The organism is Candidatus Methanoprimaticola sp. MG2, assembly GCF_047501175.1.
Lineage (GTDB): Archaea > Thermoplasmatota > Thermoplasmata > Methanomassiliicoccales > Methanomethylophilaceae > Methanoprimaticola.
This window is the reverse complement of sequence record NZ_JBEQWH010000006.1, coordinates 41,767-65,450: the sequence shown is the minus strand read 5'-3', so window position 1 is coordinate 65,450 and position 23,684 is coordinate 41,767. Positions and strand designations below refer to the sequence as shown.

Below are 23,684 nucleotides of genomic sequence, written 5' to 3'. Positions count from 1 at the left end.
CCACTTACAGGGGTTGAAGACAAACGACCGGAGAGTCGCCTGACTTCACCGGACCAGATGGTCCAGCTTGACGCCAGGGCCGGAGAACCCCAACGTCATGTGATCCCCGGAGGGGTTTCACAGAACACGCTCGCCGGGCCCGGAGGCCCTTCTGCTTTGTTCGGCAGGGTCATCTGGCTATGACTATTAAGAATGATTGGACGTAGGTCGGAAAATGAAGAAGAAAGTCAAGGTGTTTCCAAGAGGTTTGAGGGGGGGGGGATGGCCCCCCTATGACGTTTCAGCGCCTGGACTTGGGCTTTCCGTAGTTCTTCACGGGCTTCCTGTAGACCCAGAGCATGATCAGTGCGAGGAGCACGATGACGATGACCAGCAGAGCGGTCCACATCGAGTAGCTGTTGTCCCCGATGTAGAAGATGTGCTCGGTCTCGAGTCCCTCGATCTTGATCAGCTGTCCGGAGTCGGCAGGCTCCACGTGGTACCTGTACTCGCCGTTTCCGAGGTCCGCGATGTACTCGTAGCTGATGGTGGCTGTCCCGTCCTTTGCGAGGTCGACGGTCTTGTAGCTGTCCTCGATCTTCTCGCCGTTCACGAAGAAGTAGACCCCGAACCCGCTGAGATCGGTGTTAGAGTCGTTCTTCAGGGTGATCTTCATGGTGATCGGAGCGACGACCTTTATGCTGATGGACTCCTCCCTCTGAAGGTCCTCTTCGGGGACCTCGACGGTCTCCCCGTCCTCGTCGGTGTAGGTCACCGTGGGCTCATAGGAGACTACGAGCCTGTAGGTGCCGACATCCTTGGGGGCCGATACGGTCAGGGTCTTCGCGATCCCGTTGTCGAGACTTCCGGAGCTGGGACTGACGCCGTTGCTGACGGTCTCGCCCCTGGAATCCACGAGCTTTGCGGAGTACTCCACGGACATGGAGAGGTTCTCCCTGTCGTCGTAGTCGTGGTTGGTGTAGATTATGTCGTAGTCCGCATCCTTGTCGGTTCCGACGACGGTCTCCCCGTCCACGTCGGTGTAGACAGCGTCCACATCCGACATGGGCATGATGCATATCGCCAGCATCGCCATCACAGCGAATGCCGCCATGAGCTTAGTATTCACTTGCGTGCAAACACCCCCCTCTTACTGGCAAGCCAGAATGTGGCGATCAGCATGAGGATCACGAAGCATACGAGGATCCAGATTCCGGATGGAACTCCGGACCTCTCGTTGAGCGCACCTCCTCCGCTGACTGTGGAGTCGGTATTCTCAACATTGACCTCGGTAGGTTCGAGCTCGAGGTCCTTGCCGTCGACCTTCACGTTCACGGTGGGCACATCGACCTTCTCGGCATCCGCCTCGGAGGACTGCTGCATCAGTGCGATGTAGTAGGTCACGGTCTGGAGCCCGTAGATGGTGTAGACATCATCGACAGCTCCCACGATCTTTCCGCTCTCGTCGCAGATGGTCGCATACCATCCCTGGGGGACGGTGAAGCTGAACGTGACGTCCTTGGAGCTGACGTCCTTGTTGACGAACTTCACGGCGAACATGTACTGGGATGCGGAGACCCTGTCTCCGAGCTCCTTATCGTCCTCGGATGTGATGATGTCCATTCCCTTGTCGCTGGAGGAACTTGCGGAGTTCTCCGTGATCTCCTCCGTGATGGTCGACGTTCCGTTGATGTCCTTGACTATCAGGGTGACGTCGTCGAGACCGGGTGCGACGCGGGACTCGTCATAAGTTCCCCAGACCTGGCAGGCGAGCTTCTGTCCTGCAGGGACGGTGAAGCTGTACGCACTGTCGAGAGCCCATGCGGAACCGGCGGTGACGAAGTAGGTCCTGTCGACATCGGAGAGGTTCTCGATGGTGAAGTCGACGATCGCATCCCCTTCGCTGAACATCGCACTGTCAATGGTTACATCGAACTCGGGCGCATCCTCGTCCTCTTCCTCCTCGCCCTCGGGCTTGTCGGAGTTGACGACGGGTATGTTCCTGATGCTTCCGTCCTTCATTCCGGTGAACGTTCCGTCTGCAGAGTACCACTGTTCCTCGGAGTCTATCGTCTTGCTGACGGAGACCGTGACATCGACGGAACCGACATCGGACGGCAGGACAAGGGTGTATGCCCCGTCCGCCACGCTGAACTCGCGCTCGACGTCTCCGTACTTGACGGTGATGGTTCCGTCCGCCACGATTCCGACGTATCCGGTGACCTTCATCTCCGCGGCGGTGGCCCTCATGTCGATGGAGTCGCCCACTCCGCTGTAGTCTCCGGTCAGGTCGAGAGTCGCGTACTTGATGGTGTCCTTAACATCATCACCGGTACCGGTGGTCCCGGTAGAGGTGATGTTGTAGACATATCCGACCGCGAAGTAATATCCGCCACTGAACGCGTGGTACTCGCCGTCCTCGGTACTTATGGAGATCTTGTCAGCCTCGTTCTTCTCGATTGCCATGGAGATGACCTCGACCGCATCCAGTCCGACGAACTCGGTGGATCCGGGGTAAAGGTACGCCGTTCCGTCGAAGTAGAACCCAGATTCTCCGTCGATCTTTACTTCATACTGACCAGGGCAGAGCTCGATGGTCTCACCCTCCTTGACGGTGATCTTCTCGCCGTCGTCGCTCTCGTAGAACTCGAGCTCCATGTCGCATCCAGCGGTTATGGGGACCGTGTTGACGTAGTACTTCTGGTCCTCCTCGTAGCCGTAGTACTGGATGGTCACGGTGGTGGACGTCTGGGACGTTCCCTTGGTGACTTCCTTGGTCATGTCTGTGCAGGTGAAGATGCCGTTGTCGAGGGTTCCCTCGGCGTTGTTGAACGACGTCGTGGCCTCCAGGTCGTCCGGGATGTAGAAGATCGCGGCGCCTCCGGTGTTGGTCATGGAGGTGAGCGTGTAGTCCCTGCCCTCGTACTCGAACATGATCAGTGCGAGCGCGTACGGGAGGTTCTGGTTGCTGTCGCTCGTGGCAGGGTCGTACTTCAGGTTGGCGGTGACCTTCCTTCCATCGACCATGGAGACGGACCCGACGTCGGTGTTCCCGTTGGCGGACACGTCCATGAGGACGACCTTGTCGCTCTCGTTGTGAGCGTACATGGTGTAGCTTCCTGCGGGAACGAGCACTGTGAACTTCCCGTCCTTGTCGGTGCTGACCGTGGTCTGGAACCCGTTGCTGTCGTAAAGTGTGACGATTCCCGAGGCCGCGTCGTCTCCGTCCTTGAGCTCCCCGGTGACCTCGGAGAGGTTTCCGGATGTCAGGGTGACGGATCCGCTGCCGTCGTACACGGCGCTGTATGTCCTTCCGTCGGCGATGCCGAACACGGAGTATGCGACGTTGTCCGTGGCGAGTCCCTTGGGGATGTCGAAGTAGACGTTCCCGTCGGAATCGGAGTGGGACACCGTGCTGAACGTTCCCGCGGATACCGTCAGGACCGTGTCGGGTGCATTGTCGACATGCACGGTGGTGGACTCGTATGCCTTCAGCGTGACCGTCCTGTTTCCGCTGGACGCGTTCTGGACGGTGGAGTTGATCGAGACGAACCCGTTCCCGATGGACATGGTGTACTTGCCGGGAACGACGGTGATGACCGCCTTCCCGTCCTCTCCGACCTCGGCGCTGAACTGGAATCCGGTCTTCTCGTTGGTCGCGTACACGACGGGGATGTCGGTCAGGCCATCGATGTTGAGGACGTTCTCGAAGATGTCCTCGACCGTGGCGGTGATGGTGTATGTCTTGGGGACGACCTCCAGACCGACGGACGCACCGGGGTAGACCTCGATGGTCCCGGTGCCGAGAGAGGAACCGGACTCGCCGTAGAGGACGTAGCTGTAGGATCCGGGCAGGAGTCCCTTGATGAGGATGGACCCGTCCGTGATCTGGACCTTCTCGGAGGTCGCATCGCTCTCGAGCGTCAGGAGCATGTTCTCCCCGCTGTAGACCTCGCCGTTGACGACGACGGCCCCGGTGACCTCGGAGTCCTGGACGGTGACCGTGGACATGGGGTTCGCGGAGCTGAAGGACTGCATCACGATGTTCCCGATCTTGACCTCGATCCTGTAGCTTCCTGCGGGGACGAGGGCATCGTACTTACCGTCGAACGTCTTGGTCTCGGAGTAGACGACCTCCTTTCCGAATGTCTCGCTGTACTGGTAGACGGAGACGGTGGCACCGGAGATGCCGGTTCCGGACGAGGAGACGACCTCTCCGGAGTAGATGGTCGAGGACTCGGTGGACCCGGTGTACTCGAGCATCGCGAGTCCGCTGAGGTAGTTGATGACCCCTCCTTCCTCGGCCTGCTTCTTCATCGCATCCTGTCCGGGCATGTACTCCCATCCGTCGCTGCTGACAGTGGCGTCGTTGTCGGCGTTGTACATGACCTTCCAGTTCTTCACATCGAATCCGGCGAGACCGTATCCGGGAATCGCCTTGGCGGATCCCTCCTTCCCGTCGCTGACGGAAAGGGCGACCAGGTAGCTGTAGGAGTTGGTGAACCCTGCCTCGGACGCGGAAGGTCCGATGAGGGCCCTCCAGAGGAGGGTATCGTAGATGGCCTCGGTGTAGACCGTGGAGCCGTAGTAGGTGTTGTAGGAGTAGAACTCGGTGGCAGCACCGTACCTGTCGACCTTGTAGTCGGCGAAGTAGGCGATGGTCGAGAAGCTGTCGCCTCCGTTGTACTGGAGGGGGAGCATGGAACCGTCGACGAGGATGTATCCGATCTTCTCCCCGCTGGCGTCACAGACCCCGTCATACGCGTCCATGAGGTCCTTCTGGTTCATGGAGGATGCGAGCTCGTTGATCCCTGCGAGGTACACGGCGTTCTCATCGGTGATGTCGGTCCTGACGTTCCCGTAGACGCTGGGGTTGGCGGTGATCTCGTCCACTGCGGACTGGGGGTTGTCGATGAACGCCTTGATGGCGCTGTACACGTCGGTGTGGTCCCCGAATGCCGAGGAGTAGTCCGCATCGGGGTTGGCCATCATGATGCGGAGCATCATCGCGGCGATCGCTCCGACGGAACCATCGGCGAGATAGACCTGCGCGGCGGCGGACGAGCCTCCGCCGATACCGTCCGTGACGGTGCTGAAGTTGCCCTGGGCGACGGCGTCGTACGCGGTGTCGATCCAGGTGACGAGTGCCCCGTCCTTGGGCTCGTCGGCGTAGCTCTCCCAGATTCCCTCGAGAGGGTAGGATTCCCCGGTCTTGATGGTGAAGCTCGTGTTCCCGGTGAAGTAGTGGTCTCCTTCGGTGTTGGTAGGCTGACCCGCATCGACAGCGAAGCTGACGTTGGGCACGACGACGAGGAGTGCGACGACGAGCACGGACACGAAGGGCAGGGGCTTGATGAGCTTCCTGAGGCATCCGGGGAACCCGGCCGCCTTCATGGTGGCCACCCACTCCCTGAGGTCCGCGGACTTCAGGACCTTGACGATGACCGCTGCGGATCCGACTGCGAAGACGCTGCCGACGACCGCCGCATTGGCGTAGCTGGTCCAGACTGCGAAGAACATGACATACAGCCAGACGACCATGAACAGGCGGCTGGAGCTGTGGTCCTTCCTGAGGTACACATAGGTCTCGTAGATCGCCAGGCAGATGGGCAGCCACATGGTGAGCCATCCGTAGTAGGCGGCGACGTTGGACATCGAGACACGGTTGCTGGCGAGCTCGGCCATGATGGAGTTGGTGTAGACCGAGTTTCCGAAGATGAAGTCGTTGAACAGGTCCGGTGCGGCGAACATGAGGGCCACGCAGAGGACTATGAAGGCAACGACGAGCGAGGGGATCGTGACGATCCAAGGCTTGGCCTTGAGCGCCGCGAAGACGAACACGAACACGACGGAGACGATGGCGATGAGAAGGGGTCCGGAGTAAACCGCGTCCATCAGACCGGCAGGCAGGTAGTATGCGGCGGGAACGAGGGTCCCGACCAGGATAGCAACTGCGTAGCCGATGGTTGCTCCCATGACGTCCTTTCCTCCCATGCGGGCAGCTACTGCCTGAAGGACCATCGCGACAGCGAGGAGAACGACCGCTATGCGGAAACCGTTCCAGGTAAGGGCGCTCAGCGCCAGGAACACCCCTGCGAGGGCACCGTTGATCAGGACGCCCTTCTTAGAGGAGTTCTCGGAATCGAGGGACTTGACCATCTTCACGGCGAAGTACGCCATGAATGCGAGAAGGAACGCTGCGAGGGCGTACTCGTTTCCGCTGGAGAAGACCGCCGTGCTGATAGGCAGAGCCATGAATGCGAACACCAGGGCTGCAACCACACCAATCGTCTTGTCGAACATCTCTCTGCCGATCAGGAACACCGGGATGCATGCCAGGGCCCCGAAGATGGGGTTCAGCACTCCGAGTGCGAACGATGCGGCCTCGGTGGTTCCCATGCTGCCCTGGAAGATGGACGCGACGCCTGCGGCGAGGAAGTCCATGAGGGGCGGGATGTAGAGGGAGCCTCCGATGGGATAGTTGACGGCAGCGTCCGTGAGGGACCAGCTTCCGTTGAGGATGCTTTCAATCACATGCAGGTGATACTGTGCACTCGATCCACCGGATAGGGCGAAATTCCCATCAGCAGAAACGCCGTATGCGAAAACGAAGCGTAGCAGGAACGCTACGACTACAATCGCACCCAGCACGAGTGCACACCGGCGGCCGCTAAGCCACCCGTTGCCGCTATCGCGGTCGGCTCCCATCGTTTCGGGAGCGGTAGACTCTTTTCTGAACTTGCGCATTCTAATAAGTCTCCGTCTCTTTAGAATGTGCGTTCATACGAGAACTTGTATAAAAAGAGTCCACTGCTGTTCTTTGTTCTACGTAAGATGCGCAGGTACGCACACGCGCGCACGCGTATTAAAACGGACGATCAGGATGCCCCGACGGCCTCAGATGACCGTTCTTATGTCCTCCGCGAAGGCCTCGGCGGATCTCCTGGGGTCGTCGGAACCGTAGATCGCCCTGCCGACTATGGCATAGTCCGCACCGGCGGATATGGCGTCGGACGCCTTCCCGCCCTGCGCGCCGACCCCCGGGGAGAGGATCTTCCTGTCCCCGGCGATCGCGCGGATGGCACGTATGCGGTCGGGCCTGGTCGCGGGGGCTATGAACCCGTCCACGCCGCACTCCACCCCGAGCCTTGCCATCTCCTCCGCGTGCTTGGCCGTGAACATCACGGCACCCGGATGGCTCATCTCGGTGACGGCGTATATCTCCGCACCGTCCGCCGCCTCGACGGCCGCCCTCAGGGAATCGTCCCCTGTGAAGGCATGGACTATGACCGCGGACGCCCCTCTGGAGACCGAGTTCTCGATGATGAGGCGCACCGTGTTCGGTATGTCCGCTACCTTGAAGTCGCAGATGACGTCGGATAGCTCCGCGAGACGGGTTATCATCTGAGGTCCCTCGGAGAGGACAAGAGGCCAGTTGATCTTGATGGCATCGACGACGCCGGACACGGAATTTGCAATAGCCAGCGCCTTCTCGCCGTTCGTCTCGTCGAGCGCCAGGACCAACCTGCTCTCCTTTCTCATGATGACCCTCACGACCCACTACCAATATTAACTAATCGAACCCTCGCAGGACTATGCTCAGAAAGATGGAGTGCGGATCCGCACGCTGCGGAAAGGTCTCCGAGGGTTGCACCCGTTGCATCGAAGGGTCGAAGATGGTCCTCCTGGTCACAGGGAAGTGCGGATGGGGATGCGACTATTGCCCCGTGTCCCTGGAGAAGAAGGGACTGGACGTGATGTACGCCAATGAGGGGAGGGTCCACACGGACGAGGAGGTCATAGCGGAGGCCGAGGCCATGGACGCCAGAGGCACCGGCATAACCGGCGGGGATCCCCTGGTCGACATGGACAGGACCATCCATTTCATACGTCTCCTCAAGGACAGGTTCGGCGAGGACCATCACATCCATCTGTACACCGCCACCATGGACCCTGAGAAGACGAGGGCACTGGAGGAGGCAGGTCTGGACGAGATACGCTTCCATCCCATGGACTCCATGTGGTCGAGGATGCCCGAGACCAGGCTGTCCGAGACCGTGGACGGGACGGGGATGAGGGTCGGCATAGAGGTGCCTGCACTGCCCGGCAGGGAGGACGACCTGATCGCCATGATCGAATATGCCAGATCGGTCGGCGTGAGCTTCGTGAACCTAAACGAGCTGGAGTTCTCGGAGAGCAACTGGGACATGATGGACGTCCACGGCTACGCCGTGAAGGACGAGACATCGTCCGCCGTGGCGGGGTCCGAGGAGACCGCGCTGAAGGTCATGAAGAAGGTCAAGGGGATCGACATCCACTTCTGCTCATCGTCCTTCAAGGACGGGGTGCAGCTCAGGAGACGCCTCATACGCAGGGCCCTGAACACCTCCGCCCCGTACCAGCAGGTCACGGAGGACGGCACCGTCGTCCGCGGGTTCGTGGCTGGGGAGGCATCGGAGGTCGTGGACATCCTGAGGGGACTGGACGTGCCGGAGAAGCTCTACGACGCATCCGGGAAGAACGTGGAGGTCGCACCCTGGGTCCTCGAGAGGATAGCCCCCAGGCTGGGAAGGAAGGCCTGGCTGTCGGAACAGTACCCGACGGCGGACAATCTGGAAGTGGAAAGGACCCCTCTCAACCGAGAGGGGCCGTGATAAACGGTTTCTCGAGAGTTTTCCGGCGGAAGCCGCCGGATCACTCCACACTTAGGCTCTGGATGTCGTGATGCCTGTTCACGATGTCTCTGGCCAGGCGGAGGTTCTTCCCTGCCTTGCCGATCGCGCGTCCCTTGAGCTTGGGATCCACGGTGACCGTGGCATGGGTGATGTTCCCGCGCTGCTCGATGACGACCTTCTGGGGGCCGTAGATGTGGAACACGTTCATGACGAACTGCTCCTGGTCCTCGGAATACTCGACGACCTGGATGTTCTTTCCCGTCAGCTCCTTGAGCTTGATGACGTGCTCGCCCTTCTTCCCGACAGCGATGTTGGCCTTCCCCTTCTCCACGATGAACACGAGCTTGTCCTCGGTGTCCATGCAGTCGATGGCACTCGTCTTGGTGACGGTCTCGAAGAGGGATATGTACCTCAGCGTGTCCTCTGTTAGCACGATGTCGGCTGGCATGATTCATCACAGCGTAAGGATGTTGGAGCTGCCCTTGTCGATGATCACGAGGGCGGACACAGAGAAGGGTTTTCCGCACAGTGCGCCGAGTTCCATGTTGTTACCGTCGTAGACGTGGACCTTGACATCGAGTTTGCCGGTCAGCTCAGCGGACGGGCAGTTCCTCGCAAGGATGACCATCTGGGCCTTTCCGTCCTTGACGGCCTTCACGGTCTGGTCGACGCCGAACTCCACCTTTCCGGTGGTGATAGCGGATTTCAGCGCCCTGCTAATATCGATCTTTTCGTCACTCATCAGTTTTCATCTCCGTCTTTTCTCTTGGGGGTGTAAATAAGGTTTACAGCGCCGGTACCCAGTGTAACCGGCTGTCCGACAATGATGTTCTCGGTGACTCCCTCGAGGGGGTCGGTCTCGCCCACCATTGCGGCGTGCAGCAGGTGTGCTGCGGTGATCTCGAAGGCTGCTCTTGCAAGCACGGATGATTTCTTACCAGAGACTCCGTGTCTTCCGATCGCCTTTACGTATCCGTCATTCGTCATAAGGTCGGCAACAAGCATGATGTGCCTGATGTCGACGTCCAGTCCAGCCTCTCCGAGGGTTCCCATAGCCTCGTGGATGATGGAGTTCCTTGCGGCCTCGATACCGAGGACGTCGGCCACCTCCAGGATGCTGTTGGTCATGACGTTCTCAGCATCGACGCCCTCGACCTTCAGGACCTCCTTGAGGTTGCTTCCCTCCGTGACGATCTTCCAGGAACCTTCCGTCTTGGACAGGATGGCCCTTGTGATGCCGTCGATGCCCTTGATCTTGGCATTCTTGATGGCATCGAACATCAGCTGGAGCTTCTTGTAGGATGGCTCGTCGGACGTGACGACGATATCGAACCCGTCCTTCTCCACCATTCCCTTGACCGCCTTGACCTTCTTGAGCTTCTCAACGATGTCGTCGTCGGTCAATCCCTTCGCATCCATCTTGCGGGGCTCGGGGACGATGATCAGCCTCATGTTGGTGATGTCCGTCTCGACGGATGCGACATCCAGGAGCGTCGTGATCTCGATGTTCGAGGCGACGGACTTGGCGATGTTCTCATCCTGGGCGGCGGTACCGATCAGGGGGATGTTCATCGACGGGGTCGAGGGGATGCGCCTGGCATCGACGATCTCGATCAACCTGGGCAGACCCTGGGTGACGTTGACGTTCGCGACTCCCGCGTAGTGGAACGTACGCATGTTCATCTGCGTACCGGGCTCTCCGATGGAGTGGGCGGCCATGACCCCTGCGGACTCGTTCTGGTCCATCATGTGCCTGGTGTACATCTCGGACGCATGGACCAGCAGGGCCTGCATCTTGTCCTCGGGCAGGTCCGCGTTCTTGATGCGTCCCGCGATGTCCACTATGACCTTCAGGGGCAGCCTGACGCCTAGGTCGACCGCCATGTCCCTGAGCTTGGACTCTAGCTCGTTGAGCGCGTACTCCTTGACGACCTCCTCCATGGGCTCGACGGGGACGACCTCCTCGACCTCCTTCTTGGCCTTGGACGATGTCGTGGGCTTCCTCTTCCCGATCTTCGCCTGGACGGATAGGGCCTCCTCCTCCATGAGTCCCAGGTTGACCAGGTCCGCGACCTCCGCATTGGCGATCGCGGTCAGGGAGGTGTACTTGGTCAGCAGCAGGGCGGCCGTCTCCTCGGATATCTCCCTGGTGATCAGCGCCTTGAGCGTGTCTTTCCTTGCCATATCACTCACCTCCTCCTTCGTAGTCGTCTCCCATGCTGTCCTCGTCGTAATCCTCGGAATCCTCGTCCTCGGTGTACTCCATCTCGTCCTTCTCGAGGGATCCGTAGTCGCCTCCGACATCCTTCGTGTCGAGGTGCAGGAGCTCCGCGTAATCGTCTCCGAGGACCTCGAAGAACAGGTCGTCCATGTCGATCGCCCTTCCGCGGACGGCCTTCGAGGGATCGACCCCGTCCTCCCCGTAGAAGAACTGGACGACGGTGCCGGCCGTGTTCCTGACGGTTCCGTCGGCGGTCAGCTTAAGGTCCTCCAGCGCGGAGACGAGACGCCTCTGCATGTATCCGGACCTGGACGTACGGACGGCGGTATCGACCAGTCCCTCCCTTCCTCCCATGGCGTGGAAGAAGAACTCCGTGGGGGAGAGCCCGGACTTGTACGAGTTGGAGCAGAAGCCCCTCGCGTACGCTCCGAGGTCACCCTTCTGGAAGTGGGGGAGCGTCCTGTTCCAGTATCCTCTGGAGAGCCTCTCTCCACGGACGGCCTGCTGACCGACGCAACCCGCCATCTGGGACAGGTTGAGCATGGACCCACGGGCACCGGCCTTGGCCATGATGACCGCGGGATTGGACATTCCGAGGTGCTTCCCTGCGATCTTTCCGGCACCGTCACGAGCCTCTCCGAGGGTCTTCATGACGGACACCTCGAGGGTCTCCCTGAGGGACCTTCCGGGCATCTGCTCGAGGGTCCCGTCCTGGTACGACTGGACGAGGTTGGACACCTTGTCTATGCAGTCCTGGGTGTTGTTGGCGATCTGCAGCGCGGCCTCCTCGGGTATGTCCTCGTCGCCGATACCGGTGCTGAACCCGTGGTTCATGATCGAGCCGAGCGCGAGCCTGGTGACCTGGTTGATGAACTGCGCGGCGCGGTCCGCCCCGTAGTCCCTGGCGATCCTGTCGAGGATCTTCCCCTTGCTATTCCCGATCGCCTTGACGTCGATGGTACCGCAGACGAGCTTCCCGTCCCTGATCTTGACGTATGCGTCGTAGGGGCAGTTGTCCTTCTCGCAGCGGTCGCAGCTCTGGCAGACGTTAGCCTTGAACGTGGTGTTGAAGTCGTCGGGGAGCACGGTCGAGAAGAGGTCCTTCCCGGTCCAGTACTTCTCCCCGGTCGCCTCGTCGACCTTCGGCTCGGGAAGGTCTATGTCCCCGAGCTTGAACATGATGTTGGATGCCTCGAACCTGTCGAACCTGGGGCCTCCGTCCACACCGTGGGTGAGGAAGTAGGCTCCGGTGATGTGGTCGTGGATGGCCCCGATGATGGGACCTCCGTACCTGGGGGACAGGATGTTCTCCTGAACGAGCATCAGGATGCGTGCCTCGGCACGCGCCTCGTCGCTCTGGAGGACATGGAGGTTCATCTCGTCCCCGTCGAAGTCGGCGTTGTACGGGGGGCACACGCAGAGGTTGAACCTGAACGTGCGGCCGTTCATGATCCTGACACGGTGACCCATCATGGACATCCTGTGCAGGGAGGGCTGCCTGTTGAACAGCACGACGTCCCCGTCGACCAGCTGCCTCTCGATGACATAATCGATGTCTATGTCCTGGGCGACGGTCTCGGCGTTCTTCTCGGTGACCCTGATCCTCCTGTCGTCGGAACGGATGACATAGTTGACACCGGGGAGATAGGGGTCGTCGGACCCGGGGTTGGGGCCGCGGGCGACCAGCTCGCGCATCTTCTCGATGTTGTGAGCGTTGACGTGGACGGGAACGGTGAGCTCCCTCGCGGCGAACACCGGCACCCCGACCTCGTTGATCGAGAGCAGGGGGTCGGGCGAAATGACGGTACGCGCGCTGAAGTTGACACGCTTTCCGGACAGGTTGGACCTGAAGCGCCCCTCCTTTCCCTTGAGCCTCTGGGCGAGGGTCTTGAGCGGGCGGCCGGACCTGTGCCTGGCAGGGGGGATGCCGGACGTCTGGTTGTCGAAATACGTGGTGACGTGGTACTGCAGGAGCTCCCAGAGATCCTCCACGATGAGCTGGGGAGCACCCGCGTCGCGGTTCTCCCTGAGCCTCTGGTTGATCCTCAGGACATCGACCAGCTTGTGGGTGAGGTCGTCCTCGGACCTGTCTCCGGAATCGAGCGTGATCGACGGCCTGACGGTCACGGGAGGGACCGCGAGCGCGGTCAGGACCATCCACTCGGGCCTGCAGGTCTCGGGATCGATGCCGAGGGCCCTCAGGTCGTCGTCGGGGATGCGCTCGAGCCTCTCGCGGACCTCCTTGGCGGTCATCTTGTGGTTGTCGTTGACCTCCCTGAAGGTGGTGGGCTTGTCGAGCTTGATCTTGATCTGCTCGGCGCCGCAGTAGGGGCACACGCCCTTCCCGGACGCGTCCTTGGCGGTCTCCTTAGAATAGTTCTTGAACTCGACGGTGTCCCCGCCGAACTCCTCCATCTTCTCCATGCTCTCGAGACGGGACTTGATCTGGTCCTCGGAGAGCATGAGCCTGCCGCACTGGCAGCACGTGGACTCGAGGAGCATCTTGATGTCCTTGATGAAACCGACGTGGATGACGGGCATGGCCAGGTCGATGTGCCCGAAGTGACCGGGACACTCGTCGACCTTGCATCCGCATGTCTTACAGCGGAGTCCGGGCTCGATGACCCCCATGTGGGGGTCCATGAGACCCATCTCGATGGGATAGCCCTCGTCGTCGTAGGTGTCCGCGGTGATGATCTTCGTCGCAGACATCTTCCTGATCTCGTCAGGCGAGACGCAGGAGAATTTGATCGATCCGATCCTCTTTGTGATTCCTGCTGTCATCTAAGGTCCTCCAGCTGAAGCCTCATGGCGACACCCATACTCAGGAGCTCGTCCATCAGCAACTTGAAAGCGTAGGATGTTTGGACAGGGTAAATGTGGGTGTGGTTCTTGCACACAGGGCAGTACAGCACCCCGTTCCTGTCCTTGATCGCGATGTGTCCGCACTTGGGGTTGCCGCAGATGTACTGGACTGTACCGTCGGACTCGTCGAGCAGCCTGTCCTTGATGACCATGGCCGCACCGTGACCGATGAGACAGTCCCTCTCCATCTCTCCGAACCTGAGACCTCCCTGCCTGGAACGTCCCTCGGTGGGCTGCCTGGTGAGGATCTGGACAGGTCCCCTGGACCTGACGTGCATCTTCCCGCTGACCATGTGGTGCAGCTTCTCGTAGAAGATGACCCCGGTGTAGACCTCGGTCTGGATCATGCGCCCGGTCCTTCCGTCGTACATGACCTCCTTGCCGTCCCTCTTGAACCCGTTCCTCACGAGCCCGTCGCGGATGGAGTCCTCGTTCTCGCCGGAGAACGCGGTACCGTCGATTATGCGGCCCTCCATGGACCCGACCTTCCCTGCGATCATCTCGAGCACGTGCCCGATGGTCATACGAGAGGGTATTCCATGGGGATTGACGACCAGGTCGGGGGTGACACCGTCGGACGTGAAGGGCATGTCGCACTGGTCGACGAGCCTTCCGACGACACCCTTCTGTCCGAACCTGGAACAGAACTTGTCGCCCAGCTCGGGGATCCTCTCGTCCCTGACCTTGACACGGACGAGCCTGCATCCGTTCTCGGACTCGGTGATCATGACGGAATCGACGTATCCCTTCTCCCCGGGACGGACGGTGACGGACGTCTCCCTGCGCTTCTGGGGGGTGAGGAAGTCGGTGTCCTCCTCGAGGAACCTGGGGGGCGAAGTCTTACCGATGAGCACATCGGAGCCGTGGACCTCGCTCTCGGGGGCGATGAGACCGTCCTCTCCGAGCTCCGCATAGGCCAGATCGGCCCTGGCACCCATGATGTCGGGCGAGGGGATCTCGAAGTGGTCCTCCTGCCCTCCTGGGTAGCGGCGCTCCTCCGCACGGTAGGACCTCATGAACGTGGACCTTCCGAGTCCTCTCTGGACGGAGCTCTTGTTCATGACGAGGGCATCCTCGATGTTGTATCCGTGATACGACAGGACGGCGATGCAGAAGTTCTGTCCCGCAGGCCTGTGCCTGTATCCTATGTACTCCATGGTCTGGGTCTGCACCATCGGGACCTGGGGGTACTGCATGAGGTGTCCGCGGGTGTCGGGCCTGATCCTGTAGTTGGCTGTGGGGATACCCAGGGCCTGCTTACCCATTCCGGCACCCATGGTGATACGGGGTGCGGAGTTGTGCTCGGGATATGGGACGATTCCGGCGGCGACACCGATGATGACCATCGGATCGACCTCCATGTGGGTGTATCCGGCGGCGACCTTCGTCGGGACGTCGAACTCGTCGTTGCACCACCTGCACTTGAGGACGGCGTCGCCGTCCTTGCCGGGGTTCATCCAGTCGACGTCGGTCCTGGAGAGCGCATGCTCGCAGCAGGGGCATCTCCTGGGCACGTCGTATGCGTCGATGAGGACGAGCGCGTCCTCCTCCTCCTCCGCGTCGAGCCACTCGATGATGCCCTCGCGGAACAGGTCGTTCCATTTCACCTTGCCCTCGCGGATGCCCTCGATGTGCTTGCGGTTGAGGGCGAGCCTCCCGTTCTTGACGATGAGCAGGGGCCTCCTGAGACGTCCCTCGTCGCAGTTGATGATGACCTCGTTGAGATCAGAATCGAAGCGGATGTTGATCTCGTCGGAGATGAGTCCGCAGCGCCTGCGCTCCCTGATGTCGGAGACGAGCTTCACGGGATCCGCGTGAGTTCCCACGAGGTCCCCGTTGACGTATACCCTCGCACCGGTACCGGACTTGACGGTCTCCAGGTCGAGCTCCCTGAGCATCCATTTTACATCGGACTCGGGGAATCCCTCGGAGACGTCGATGATGAGCGCGGCGTTCTTCACGAGACCGCAGTTCTGTCCTTCCGGGGTCTCCGACGGACAGAGCCTTCCCCACTGGGTGGGGTGAAGGTCACGGGCCTCGAAGTGAGGCTGGCTCCTGGTCAGCGAGGAGGTGATCCTCCTGAGGTGGGACATCGCGGAAAGGTTGGACGTCCTGTCGAGGAGCTGGGACACTCCAGCGCGTCCGCCGACCCAGTTTCCTGTGGCCAGGGCGTGGAGGAGCTTGTGAGTCAGCAGGTCGGGACGGATGGAGGAGGCGATGTTCATCTCGGACTTCTTCCTTCCCCAGTTCCTCTCGAGCTGGTACTTCAGGTCCTTCATGAGGCTGCTGAAGCTGGTCCTGAAGAGGTCCTCCATGAGGTCCCCGGAGAGCTTGAGCCTCTTGTTGGCGTAGTGGTCCTTGTCGTCCTCCTTCCTCTTCCCGAGTCCGAGCTCCAGGACGGAGCGCGCGACGCGGCCGAGGAAGATGGCCTTCTTCATGCGGTCCTCCTGCGAGTCCCCGAGGTGCGGCAGCAGCGACCTGTCAAGGATGCTCTCGACCTTCTTGGTCCTGTACTCCTTTGCCTGACCGGCGGCGAAGTTCCTCTCGAGGAACAGGATGGCGTCCTCCTGGGTGTGGTAACCGTTGGGGGCGTAGGTCTTCTTGTCGAAGGATGCCTCGATGTTGGCATAGACGATGTTCGCCATGGCATCGTCGGACACGATGGTCTCGAAGATCTCCTCGTCGGACTCCATCCCGAGCGCCTTCATCAGGGCGATGAGCGGGATGCTTCCGGAGGCGACGGGCACGGAGACCATGACCATGCCGTCCTTCTTCTTCTCGACGAGCGTCAGTGCGCGGTATCCGTCCTTCTGGGAGAACACCTTCGCCACCTCCACGGCGGCGCCGTACTTCTCGTTGTACTCGACCATGACCCTGTTGGGGGCCAGGTCCTCGAGCGTGATGAGCACCCTCTCGGTCCCGCCGATGATGAAGTATCCTCCAGGCTCCCTGGGGTCCTCCCTCTGTCTGACGAGCTCGTCGATGTACTCCTTGTCGGTGAATGCGCGCTCAGCGTGCCTCTCCATGACCTGACGGTTCAGGTTGCATCCGGAGGACCTGACCATCATGGGGAGGTCTCCGACATGGATCCACTTCTCGTTCTCGGGGATGTCCTTCTCCTCTCCGTCCTCGTAGACGTCGAACCTGACGAAGACGGGGGACATGTAGTTGAGGTTCCTGAGCCTCGCCTCCATGGGCGTGAGCTCGTGGCTGTAACCGTTGGCCTCCATGGCCTTGGGCTCCTCGACGCGGATGGTGGGCTTCGCCTGAAGGTCGACGTTGCCGTCCTCGTCCCTGGCCCTTCCGATGTGGATCTCGATGTTCCTTCCGCCGGTCCTCTCGGGGTCCAGCTTGATGATCCCCCTCTCGGCGTCATCGGTCGGAACACGAATGTCGTCGACGATCCTCTGCATCCTGCTGTCAAGGTTGTCAGCCGTCGCAAGGAAATCATCGAACGAAGAAACGTGGTGATTTACAATGTTGTGCTCGCTGAAATAAAGATCTACTAGGTCCCTCAGTCACTCACCCCCTCGTAACGAGCCTATAGACCACGAACTCCTGCGCGGTCTCACTCTTCCTTACAATCTTCACGACCCTCCCCTCATCGATGGGTCCGTGAATGGTCTCCAAGATTTTGATCCCCGGGTCGCTTTTCCTGATTTTAGGAAGCTGCCCTTTGGTGATCCCCATCTCCTGGAGCACTTCGTCTGCCTTCTCGGGATCGAGAAGGTGGTGCTCGGGAACGAGCACGTGCTTGAGCACATTGAAGTTAGTTTCTGCTGCCAAGTGATTCACCTACTTCTGCCCAGCCCGGTCCAGCTGGATAATGGTTTCAGAGAAATGCCATGCATGCTTTCCTCATACTTGATCCGCCGTTTGATCGCTCATGAAGTCCATATGGCGGGCCTGAAGGGATTCGAACCCTTGACCACCTGATTAAAAGTCAGATGCTCTACCTAGCTGAGCTACAGGCCCAATGGATAGCTTAAAGCTGTATGAGCACTCAACGGCTACTTATATATAATAAATTCGGAAGACGGAATTCACCGATCCTCGGAAAAATGCGAATATCGGTCAAAAGAAACCGATGGCAGACCATAAGGTCTGGTTTCGGACAATACCATTTCAGTATTTATCAGGCCCGACCGCACACCGACGGCCGGACCGGACATCGGAATCAGGACGACCTCTTCCTGCCGAAGATCAGGTACGCCGTATGCCCCAGCGTATCGAACGATGGGCGGACCCCTCCCTTGTGGACCTCCATGAACCTCTGGATGTTCTCCAGGGCACGGACGTCCGAGTATCCCTTGTCGCGAAGGGCGATGACGATGGCCTCCATCTGGTTCATGTTGGGGACGTATGCGCAGATCCTCCCGCCGTTCCTGAGGCACGGGTCCAGGTTGTCGAGCGCGAGCCAGGGGTCCGGCATGTCGATGGTGAGCGCGTCCGCCTGCCAGTCTATGTCCGGCTTCGCCTCGCGCGCATCTCCGATGGTGTACGACCAGTTACCGTCCAGGCCTGTGCGTGCGACGTTCCTCCCGGCCCTCTTGGCGTTCTCATCCTTGAGCTCGAGCGTGTGGACGAGGCCCTCCGGTCCGACCGCGGTCAGAAGGACCGTGGTGAGCCCTCCGGACCCAGCGCCTATCTCCAGGACACGGTCGCCGGACTTTATGTCGCAGTTCATGACGATGGATGCCGCATCCTTGGGGGTGATAATCTGGGCTCCCCTCTCCAGGGACCCGACCAGGTCCATCGCACCGGGACGGAACACCGTGTACTCGCGACCGACCACCGTGAGCGTGTCCCCGTCATCGAGACCGTCCAGCTTGGAACCGTCCAACGCGCCCAGTCCCTGGACCTTGACCATTCCGAACGACACTTTGAGCCAGTGTCTCTTCCCGTCCGCACCCTCCAGGAATACGGTCTCGCCTTCCTTGAACGTCATACCACTCGCACACAATCACGATAGAAATGTTTTCCGTGACTAGGACCCGCGGGCAAACATGGGCATGACTGCCGGACCGGACATACAATCTGGTCGTAGGGAAACGTTGCAGATATTTCAAAATAAGAAATATTCAAATATAGAATTGGATGATTAATCCAATGATGAAAATAGACCATAGGATCATCATCGCAGCCGCGGTTGCGATCGTCATTGTGATCGCAGGTGCCGCGGTCATATTGACAGAAGATAGATCAAAGGACGGTGGCGACGACAATACCCCCGACGGCGAGACGATCACGGTGACCGATTTCCTCGGTCGTACCGTGGAAGTGCCCACGAACCTGGACGATGGGATCGTGACTGTCGGTAAGCTCGGATCCGTCAGGATGCTCTCCTACTTCGATGAGGGGATGCAGAACCTGAAGATGGTTGATCTGGTGATCAAGACGGAGACCGTCAACGCGCCATCAGGACTCACCTACGCATACATCGACGAGTACAGGGACATAATCTCCAAGGCTCAGACGCATGAGACCGACAACATAAGCTCGGCGGACTACGAGAACATCGGGAAACTGTCCCCTAGCCTGATCATAGTGAACGACACCACATACAATTCGTGCAAGGATGTCTGCGACAACCTGGCAGAGCACTTCGCCCTCGTCGTCATCGATGACATGGGAGGGTACGACACCACACCCTTCTGGACGGAGGACTACAAGCTGACCGAGGAGTTCAAGGCGACCTTCGAGCTCATGGGGAAGGTCCTCGGAGACACCGAACGCGCGAACGAGATAATATCCGGATTCGAGAAGATCCTGGGCGAGATCTCCGAACTCCGTGGAGAAACTACGGACGTGAAGGGGTATGTGACCGGGATACCCTATCGTGGACTCAATGACCTGCTGTCAGTGTTCCCGAACAACATAGCACTGACGATAAACGGTGTCGACAGCGCGGTCCCGGCAGGCAGCGCGAACCAGGTGATGAACCAGCTCGCCTCCGCGGAGGAACTGTCGAAATACGACATAACGGACGTCTTCATCGACCCGTCCACCTATGTCAAGATAAACACGCCCAACAGCCAGAACGCACTGAAGTACATCCACTCCATCAATGGCGACTCCGACCCGGACAACGACATCCGCGTGCACATCATCCTGCCGGCGGTGTCCGTGGGGACCACGTGGGAGACCACCCTCCTCAACGCGTACTACGTGTCGGATCTGGCATACGGACACGATATGACCGACGTGCAGCTCCAGGAGAAGTACGGCTCGATCCTGTCCGTGTTCTACGGCGACAGGGCATCGGGTGCCCTGGAGGACATGCAGAAGTTCTATGACAGCGTGGGTGGAGGCAACGAGTACAGCCTGCTGAACGAGGTTGCGGTCTCCGTCGACAACGATAAATTCGTACTTGTCGAGATATGATGTCCGACCCCCAGAACAAACCCCTTATCCCTCCTCACATAGAGGAGGAGAACTCCCTCACTGAAGGATATCTGAGGTATTCCGGGAGGAAATCCCTCATCCTTGTGGCCATAGCAATGGCGATAGTCGTCATGGCCACGTATTCCATAGGTCTAGGTGCCACCGACCTGACGTACGGTGAGATAGTACACTACATCCTGCACCCCGACGGCAGTTGGAACTCGTCCGTCATCTGGGACTCCCGTCTGCCCAAGACCGTGGCGGCGCTCGTCATAGGTACGGCCCTCGGGATATCCGGAGCGGTAATGCAGGCCGTGTTGCGCAATCCGATGGCGTCCCCGTTCACATTGGGAGTGTCCAACGCCTCCGCATTCGGCGCAGCGATAGGGATAGTGCTGGGAGGAGGGGTGGTAGTGACCAATGTCGAATCGTCCTACCCTCTGGTGCAGAACGAGATGTTCGTCACGATCTGTGCGTTCCTGGCGGCCCTGTTGTCGATCTGCATAATACTTGGGCTGATAAAGGCCATAAATGCGACACCGGAGACCATCGTCCTGTCAGGGATGGCGATCACATCGATATTCGGGGCGGGACTGTCTTTCCTCCAGTACATGGCCGACGAACAGTCCATGGCCATGATAGTGTTCTGGCAGTTCGGGTCCATAGACAAGGTGTCGTGGGACCACATCGCGATAATCGCGACGGTCACATCGGTCGCACTGGCATATTTCGCATTCAAGGCCTGGGACTACAATTCCATGGAGACGGGCGACGAGACTGCCAGAGGCCTCGGCATAAACCTGGAACGCACTCGCATCGTCGCCCTGGTGGTGTCCGCACTCGTGACCTCGTTAGCGGTCTCGTTCACAGGCATCATCGGGTTCATAGGGCTCATAGCCCCGCACATCGTGAAAAAGCTCGTCGGAAACGATTTCCGCTTCGTCCTGGCAGGGTCCGCGCTGGTCGGAGCCGCCGTCCTGCTGGTCTCCAGCATGGTGGCATCGTATGCGTTCTCGGACATCCTCTACACCAGCCTTCCGGTCGGCATACTGACCTCTGCGCTGGGAGGGCCGCTTTTCCTGTTCATATTGTACACCAGCAGCAAAAGGAGGAGTAGAAGGTGCTGAATGTTGACAATGTATCATTCTCGTATGGCAAGAGGCGCATACTGGACAAGGCCGCGTTCGATGTCGAACCCGGCAGCACGGTAGCGCTCCTGGGATGCAACGGTGCGGGGAAGACCACCCTGCTCCGCTGCATGATGGGTTTCATAAACCCGGAATCCGGACATGTGACATTGAACGGCTCGGACGTCCACGACCTCTCCAACAGGGAGAGATCCAGGATGATAGCCTACGTCCCGCAGAACGCGATCTCCGCCAAGATGTCCGTGTACGAATCGGTGTTGCTTGGAAGACGCCCCTACATGAACATCAACTACTGCAGGAACGACCTGGACCTCACCAGCTCGATGATTTCCAGGATAGGCCTGTCGGAGCTGTCGCTCAGCTACGCGGACGAGATAAGCGGAGGGGAGTTCCAGAAGGTGCAGATCGCCAGAGCGCTCGTGCAGGAACCGGACCTCTTGGTCCTGGATGAGCCGACCAGCGCCCTGGACATCGCCAACTCCCACAAGACGATGAGACTCATCAAAAGCACCGCATCCAACGGCAGGACGATCACCGTGATGAGCATGCACGACATCAACCTGGCGGTCCACTATGCAGACGTATTCGTCTTCATGAAGGATGGCCGGATATTGTCCGCCGGAGGGTGCGAGACGATCACACCGGACCTCATAGGAAAGGTGTACGACATGGATTGCAAGGTCACGGAATCGGACGGGGTCCCACTGATCGTTCCGAGTGTGGAGGCACAGACATGAACGAGCAAACGATATGGGACTCCAGAGCGAAGGACTTCGCTAAACTGCCGATACCCGATTGGAGATCGGACGCGCTCCTGATGTGCATAGGTCGGACGCACACAGGCGGATACGGGTCGGCATTGGACATAGGGTGCGGAGCGGGACAGGTTTCCATCGCACTGTCCCTTAGGTTCTCCAGCGTCACCGGTCTGGACATCTCGCCGGCGATGATACACGAGGCGAAGAGGCTGGCAGAGTCCGAAGGGGTGCCGAACGCCGAGTTCATGTCATCTGATTGGAACAGTGACGGATGGAGAGGGGGGCTGGACCGCTCCTATGACCTAATTCTGGCAAACATGACCCCCGCGATCATCTCGCAAAGCTCACTGGATCGCATGTGCCAGCTCTGCACGGGCACATGCTATGTCGTCATCGGGACGGATTCCATGGACCCGCACATGGATGCGGTCTGCGAGATGCTGGAGGTGGAACGCCGTTGCACGGAATCCCCTCCTATACTGGACCTGCTCGAGAGGATGGGACACGATCCATCCGTCGAAACATGGGATGCCGAGAAGAGGATGTCCAGGAGCGTGGAGGAGATAGCGTCATTCTATCGTGCGCGCCTGTTCCCGGACGGGACTGATGAGGAGACGGATGTCAGGATCCACGGGTATTTCCAATCCAAATCCGTGAATGGTAGGGTGGAGGAGCGCATCCCGTTCAAGAAGAATGCGATCTGGTGGAGGCCGTGAGGAACGGCATTGCGGACTCAACCCAATGTATCGAGCATGTCTATGCGCCTGCGCAGCTTGACGACGACGGTGGACATGCTCACCTTCTGATCGTAGGTGAGACCTGACAGGAACGACCTCACAAGACGGTCGCGCTCGGACACCAGATATTCCGCCATGTCCCAACCCGACTCCGTGAGACCCACCATGACCACACGCCGGTTGTCCGCAGACGTCTTACGTTCCGCGAAGCCCCTGGAGACCAGCTTGTCCAATGTGTAGGTCATGTCGCTCCTTAGGACCAGCAGCCTGTCCGCCAGATCCCCGATGGGTCTCTCCCCCAGCATGTATACGGCCTCCAGCAGACCGTACTCCACCTTGCTGATGCCCTTCGACTTCGCCATGGACGCTATGATGCGCCGCATCACTATGCCGTTGATCAGGTTGCGCTCGAATAGGAACGACCTGTACCCGGGGGATTCCCGATCGTCCTTTGAATCCCAGAAGAGGGCGGATGCCCCGGAATAGAAGGTCTCATAGTCCCTTGCGAGGACCGTCTCGATGCCTTCGTTGAACCTCTCCAGGACGGACACCTCGTCATCGGACAGGTCCATGGTACAATATGCATGGATGCGATTCTGCATCTCCAGGATGGACCGGAACATTGATGTGCCGGCACAGGTCAGTGCAAGGGTCTGGATGCGCCGATCGTCTCCCGATTGCTCCCTGGCCGCCAGCCCCTTGGATCCCAGCGAATCGGCTATCCGGGTCATACCGCTGAAGCGGATGTCCATCGCTCTGGCGATGACGGTCATCGGGACCGGCCCGTAGCGACCCAGTATGCATAGCGCGTGGAACTCGCTGCCCGCCAGATCCTTGGGCCGGACATGGTCGTGCATGTAATCCATGGCGAGCAGCGAGTTCTTCGAATATTGGTAGTATAGGTCGACCTCGTCCAT

General features: G+C 59.6%; 16 protein-coding genes and 1 tRNA gene. 5 read left to right on the top strand and 12 right to left on the bottom strand.

Annotated elements, in window-relative coordinates:
• Nucleotides 1-280 precede the first annotated feature (280 nt).
• The 3 genes from V5D86_RS05880 to pyrF form a co-directional block, all read right to left on the bottom strand.
• Nucleotides 281-1,108, bottom strand: a complete 828-nt coding sequence (locus V5D86_RS05880; protein WP_414595759.1) for a hypothetical protein — start codon at nt 1,106-1,108, stop codon at nt 281-283.
• Nucleotides 1,105-6,726: a hypothetical protein gene (locus V5D86_RS05875; RefSeq protein WP_414595758.1), complete on the bottom strand. Its 5,622-nt coding sequence runs from the start codon at nt 6,724-6,726 to the stop codon at nt 1,105-1,107. The genes V5D86_RS05880 and V5D86_RS05875 overlap by 4 nt, the downstream gene beginning before the upstream one ends.
• A gap of 150 nt (nt 6,727-6,876) precedes the next feature.
• Nucleotides 6,877-7,521, bottom strand: coding sequence for an orotidine-5'-phosphate decarboxylase (gene pyrF, locus V5D86_RS05870; protein ID WP_414595757.1), 645 nt, complete (start codon nt 7,519-7,521; stop codon nt 6,877-6,879).
• Nucleotides 7,522-7,574: 53 nt separating this feature from the next.
• Between pyrF and V5D86_RS05865 the strand changes: the two genes are divergently transcribed.
• On the top strand, nt 7,575-8,633 hold the full coding sequence (locus V5D86_RS05865; protein WP_414595756.1) for a radical SAM protein: 1,059 nt from the start codon (nt 7,575-7,577) through the stop codon (nt 8,631-8,633).
• A gap of 40 nt (nt 8,634-8,673) precedes the next feature.
• Here V5D86_RS05865 and V5D86_RS05860 read toward each other — a convergent pair whose 3' ends face one another.
• The 8 genes from V5D86_RS05860 to V5D86_RS05825 form a co-directional block, all read right to left on the bottom strand.
• Nucleotides 8,674-9,102 (bottom strand): NusA-like transcription termination signal-binding factor, encoded by a 429-nt coding sequence (locus V5D86_RS05860; protein ID WP_414595755.1) that lies wholly within the window; start codon nt 9,100-9,102, stop codon nt 8,674-8,676.
• 6 nt (nt 9,103-9,108) lie between these two features.
• The gene (locus tag V5D86_RS05855) at nt 9,109-9,396 is read right to left on the bottom strand and encodes a 50S ribosomal protein L30e (protein ID WP_414595754.1); all 288 of its coding nucleotides are present in this window, start codon (nt 9,394-9,396) and stop codon (nt 9,109-9,111) included.
• Nucleotides 9,396-10,838, bottom strand: coding sequence for a DNA-directed RNA polymerase subunit A'' (rpoA2, locus tag V5D86_RS05850; protein ID WP_414595753.1), 1,443 nt, complete (start codon nt 10,836-10,838; stop codon nt 9,396-9,398). The genes V5D86_RS05855 and rpoA2 overlap by 1 nt, the downstream gene beginning before the upstream one ends.
• A gap of 1 nt (nt 10,839) precedes the next feature.
• Nucleotides 10,840-13,659, bottom strand: a complete 2,820-nt coding sequence (locus tag V5D86_RS05845; RefSeq protein WP_414595752.1) for a DNA-directed RNA polymerase subunit A' — start codon at nt 13,657-13,659, stop codon at nt 10,840-10,842.
• Entirely contained in the window at nt 13,656-17,258 is a 3,603-nt protein-coding gene (locus V5D86_RS05840) for a DNA-directed RNA polymerase subunit B (protein ID WP_414595824.1), read from the bottom strand. Before V5D86_RS05840 ends, V5D86_RS05845 begins: the two co-directional genes overlap by 4 nt.
• 4 nt (nt 17,259-17,262) lie before the next feature.
• On the bottom strand, nt 17,263-17,535 hold the full coding sequence (locus tag V5D86_RS05835) for a DNA-directed RNA polymerase subunit H (protein ID WP_414595751.1): 273 nt from the start codon (nt 17,533-17,535) through the stop codon (nt 17,263-17,265).
• Between the two features lie 103 nt (nt 17,536-17,638).
• Nucleotides 17,639-17,715 (bottom strand) — tRNA-Lys (locus V5D86_RS05830).
• Nucleotides 17,716-17,917: 202 nt separating this feature from the next.
• Complete coding sequence (locus V5D86_RS05825) at nt 17,918-18,688, bottom strand: tRNA (adenine-N1)-methyltransferase (protein ID WP_414595750.1); 771 nt, start codon at nt 18,686-18,688, stop codon at nt 17,918-17,920.
• Between the two features lie 161 nt (nt 18,689-18,849).
• On the opposite strand from V5D86_RS05825, the gene V5D86_RS05820 reads away from it, so the two are divergent.
• From V5D86_RS05820 to V5D86_RS05805, 4 genes are read left to right on the top strand one after another with little or no spacing between them, the layout of a single operon-like run.
• Nucleotides 18,850-20,124: a hypothetical protein gene (locus V5D86_RS05820; RefSeq protein WP_414595749.1), complete on the top strand. Its 1,275-nt coding sequence runs from the start codon at nt 18,850-18,852 to the stop codon at nt 20,122-20,124.
• Nucleotides 20,124-21,251, top strand: coding sequence for a FecCD family ABC transporter permease (locus tag V5D86_RS05815; RefSeq protein WP_414595748.1), 1,128 nt, complete (start codon nt 20,124-20,126; stop codon nt 21,249-21,251). Before V5D86_RS05820 ends, V5D86_RS05815 begins: the two co-directional genes overlap by 1 nt.
• The gene (locus tag V5D86_RS05810) at nt 21,245-22,009 is read left to right on the top strand and encodes an ABC transporter ATP-binding protein (RefSeq protein WP_414595747.1); all 765 of its coding nucleotides are present in this window, start codon (nt 21,245-21,247) and stop codon (nt 22,007-22,009) included. The genes V5D86_RS05815 and V5D86_RS05810 overlap by 7 nt, the downstream gene beginning before the upstream one ends.
• Complete coding sequence (locus V5D86_RS05805) at nt 22,006-22,746, top strand: class I SAM-dependent methyltransferase (protein WP_414595746.1); 741 nt, start codon at nt 22,006-22,008, stop codon at nt 22,744-22,746. The genes V5D86_RS05810 and V5D86_RS05805 overlap by 4 nt, the downstream gene beginning before the upstream one ends.
• Nucleotides 22,747-22,763: 17 nt before the next feature.
• On the opposite strand, the gene V5D86_RS05800 is transcribed toward V5D86_RS05805, so the two are convergent.
• Nucleotides 22,764-23,684, bottom strand: coding sequence for a MarR family winged helix-turn-helix transcriptional regulator (locus tag V5D86_RS05800; protein WP_414595745.1), 921 nt, complete (start codon nt 23,682-23,684; stop codon nt 22,764-22,766).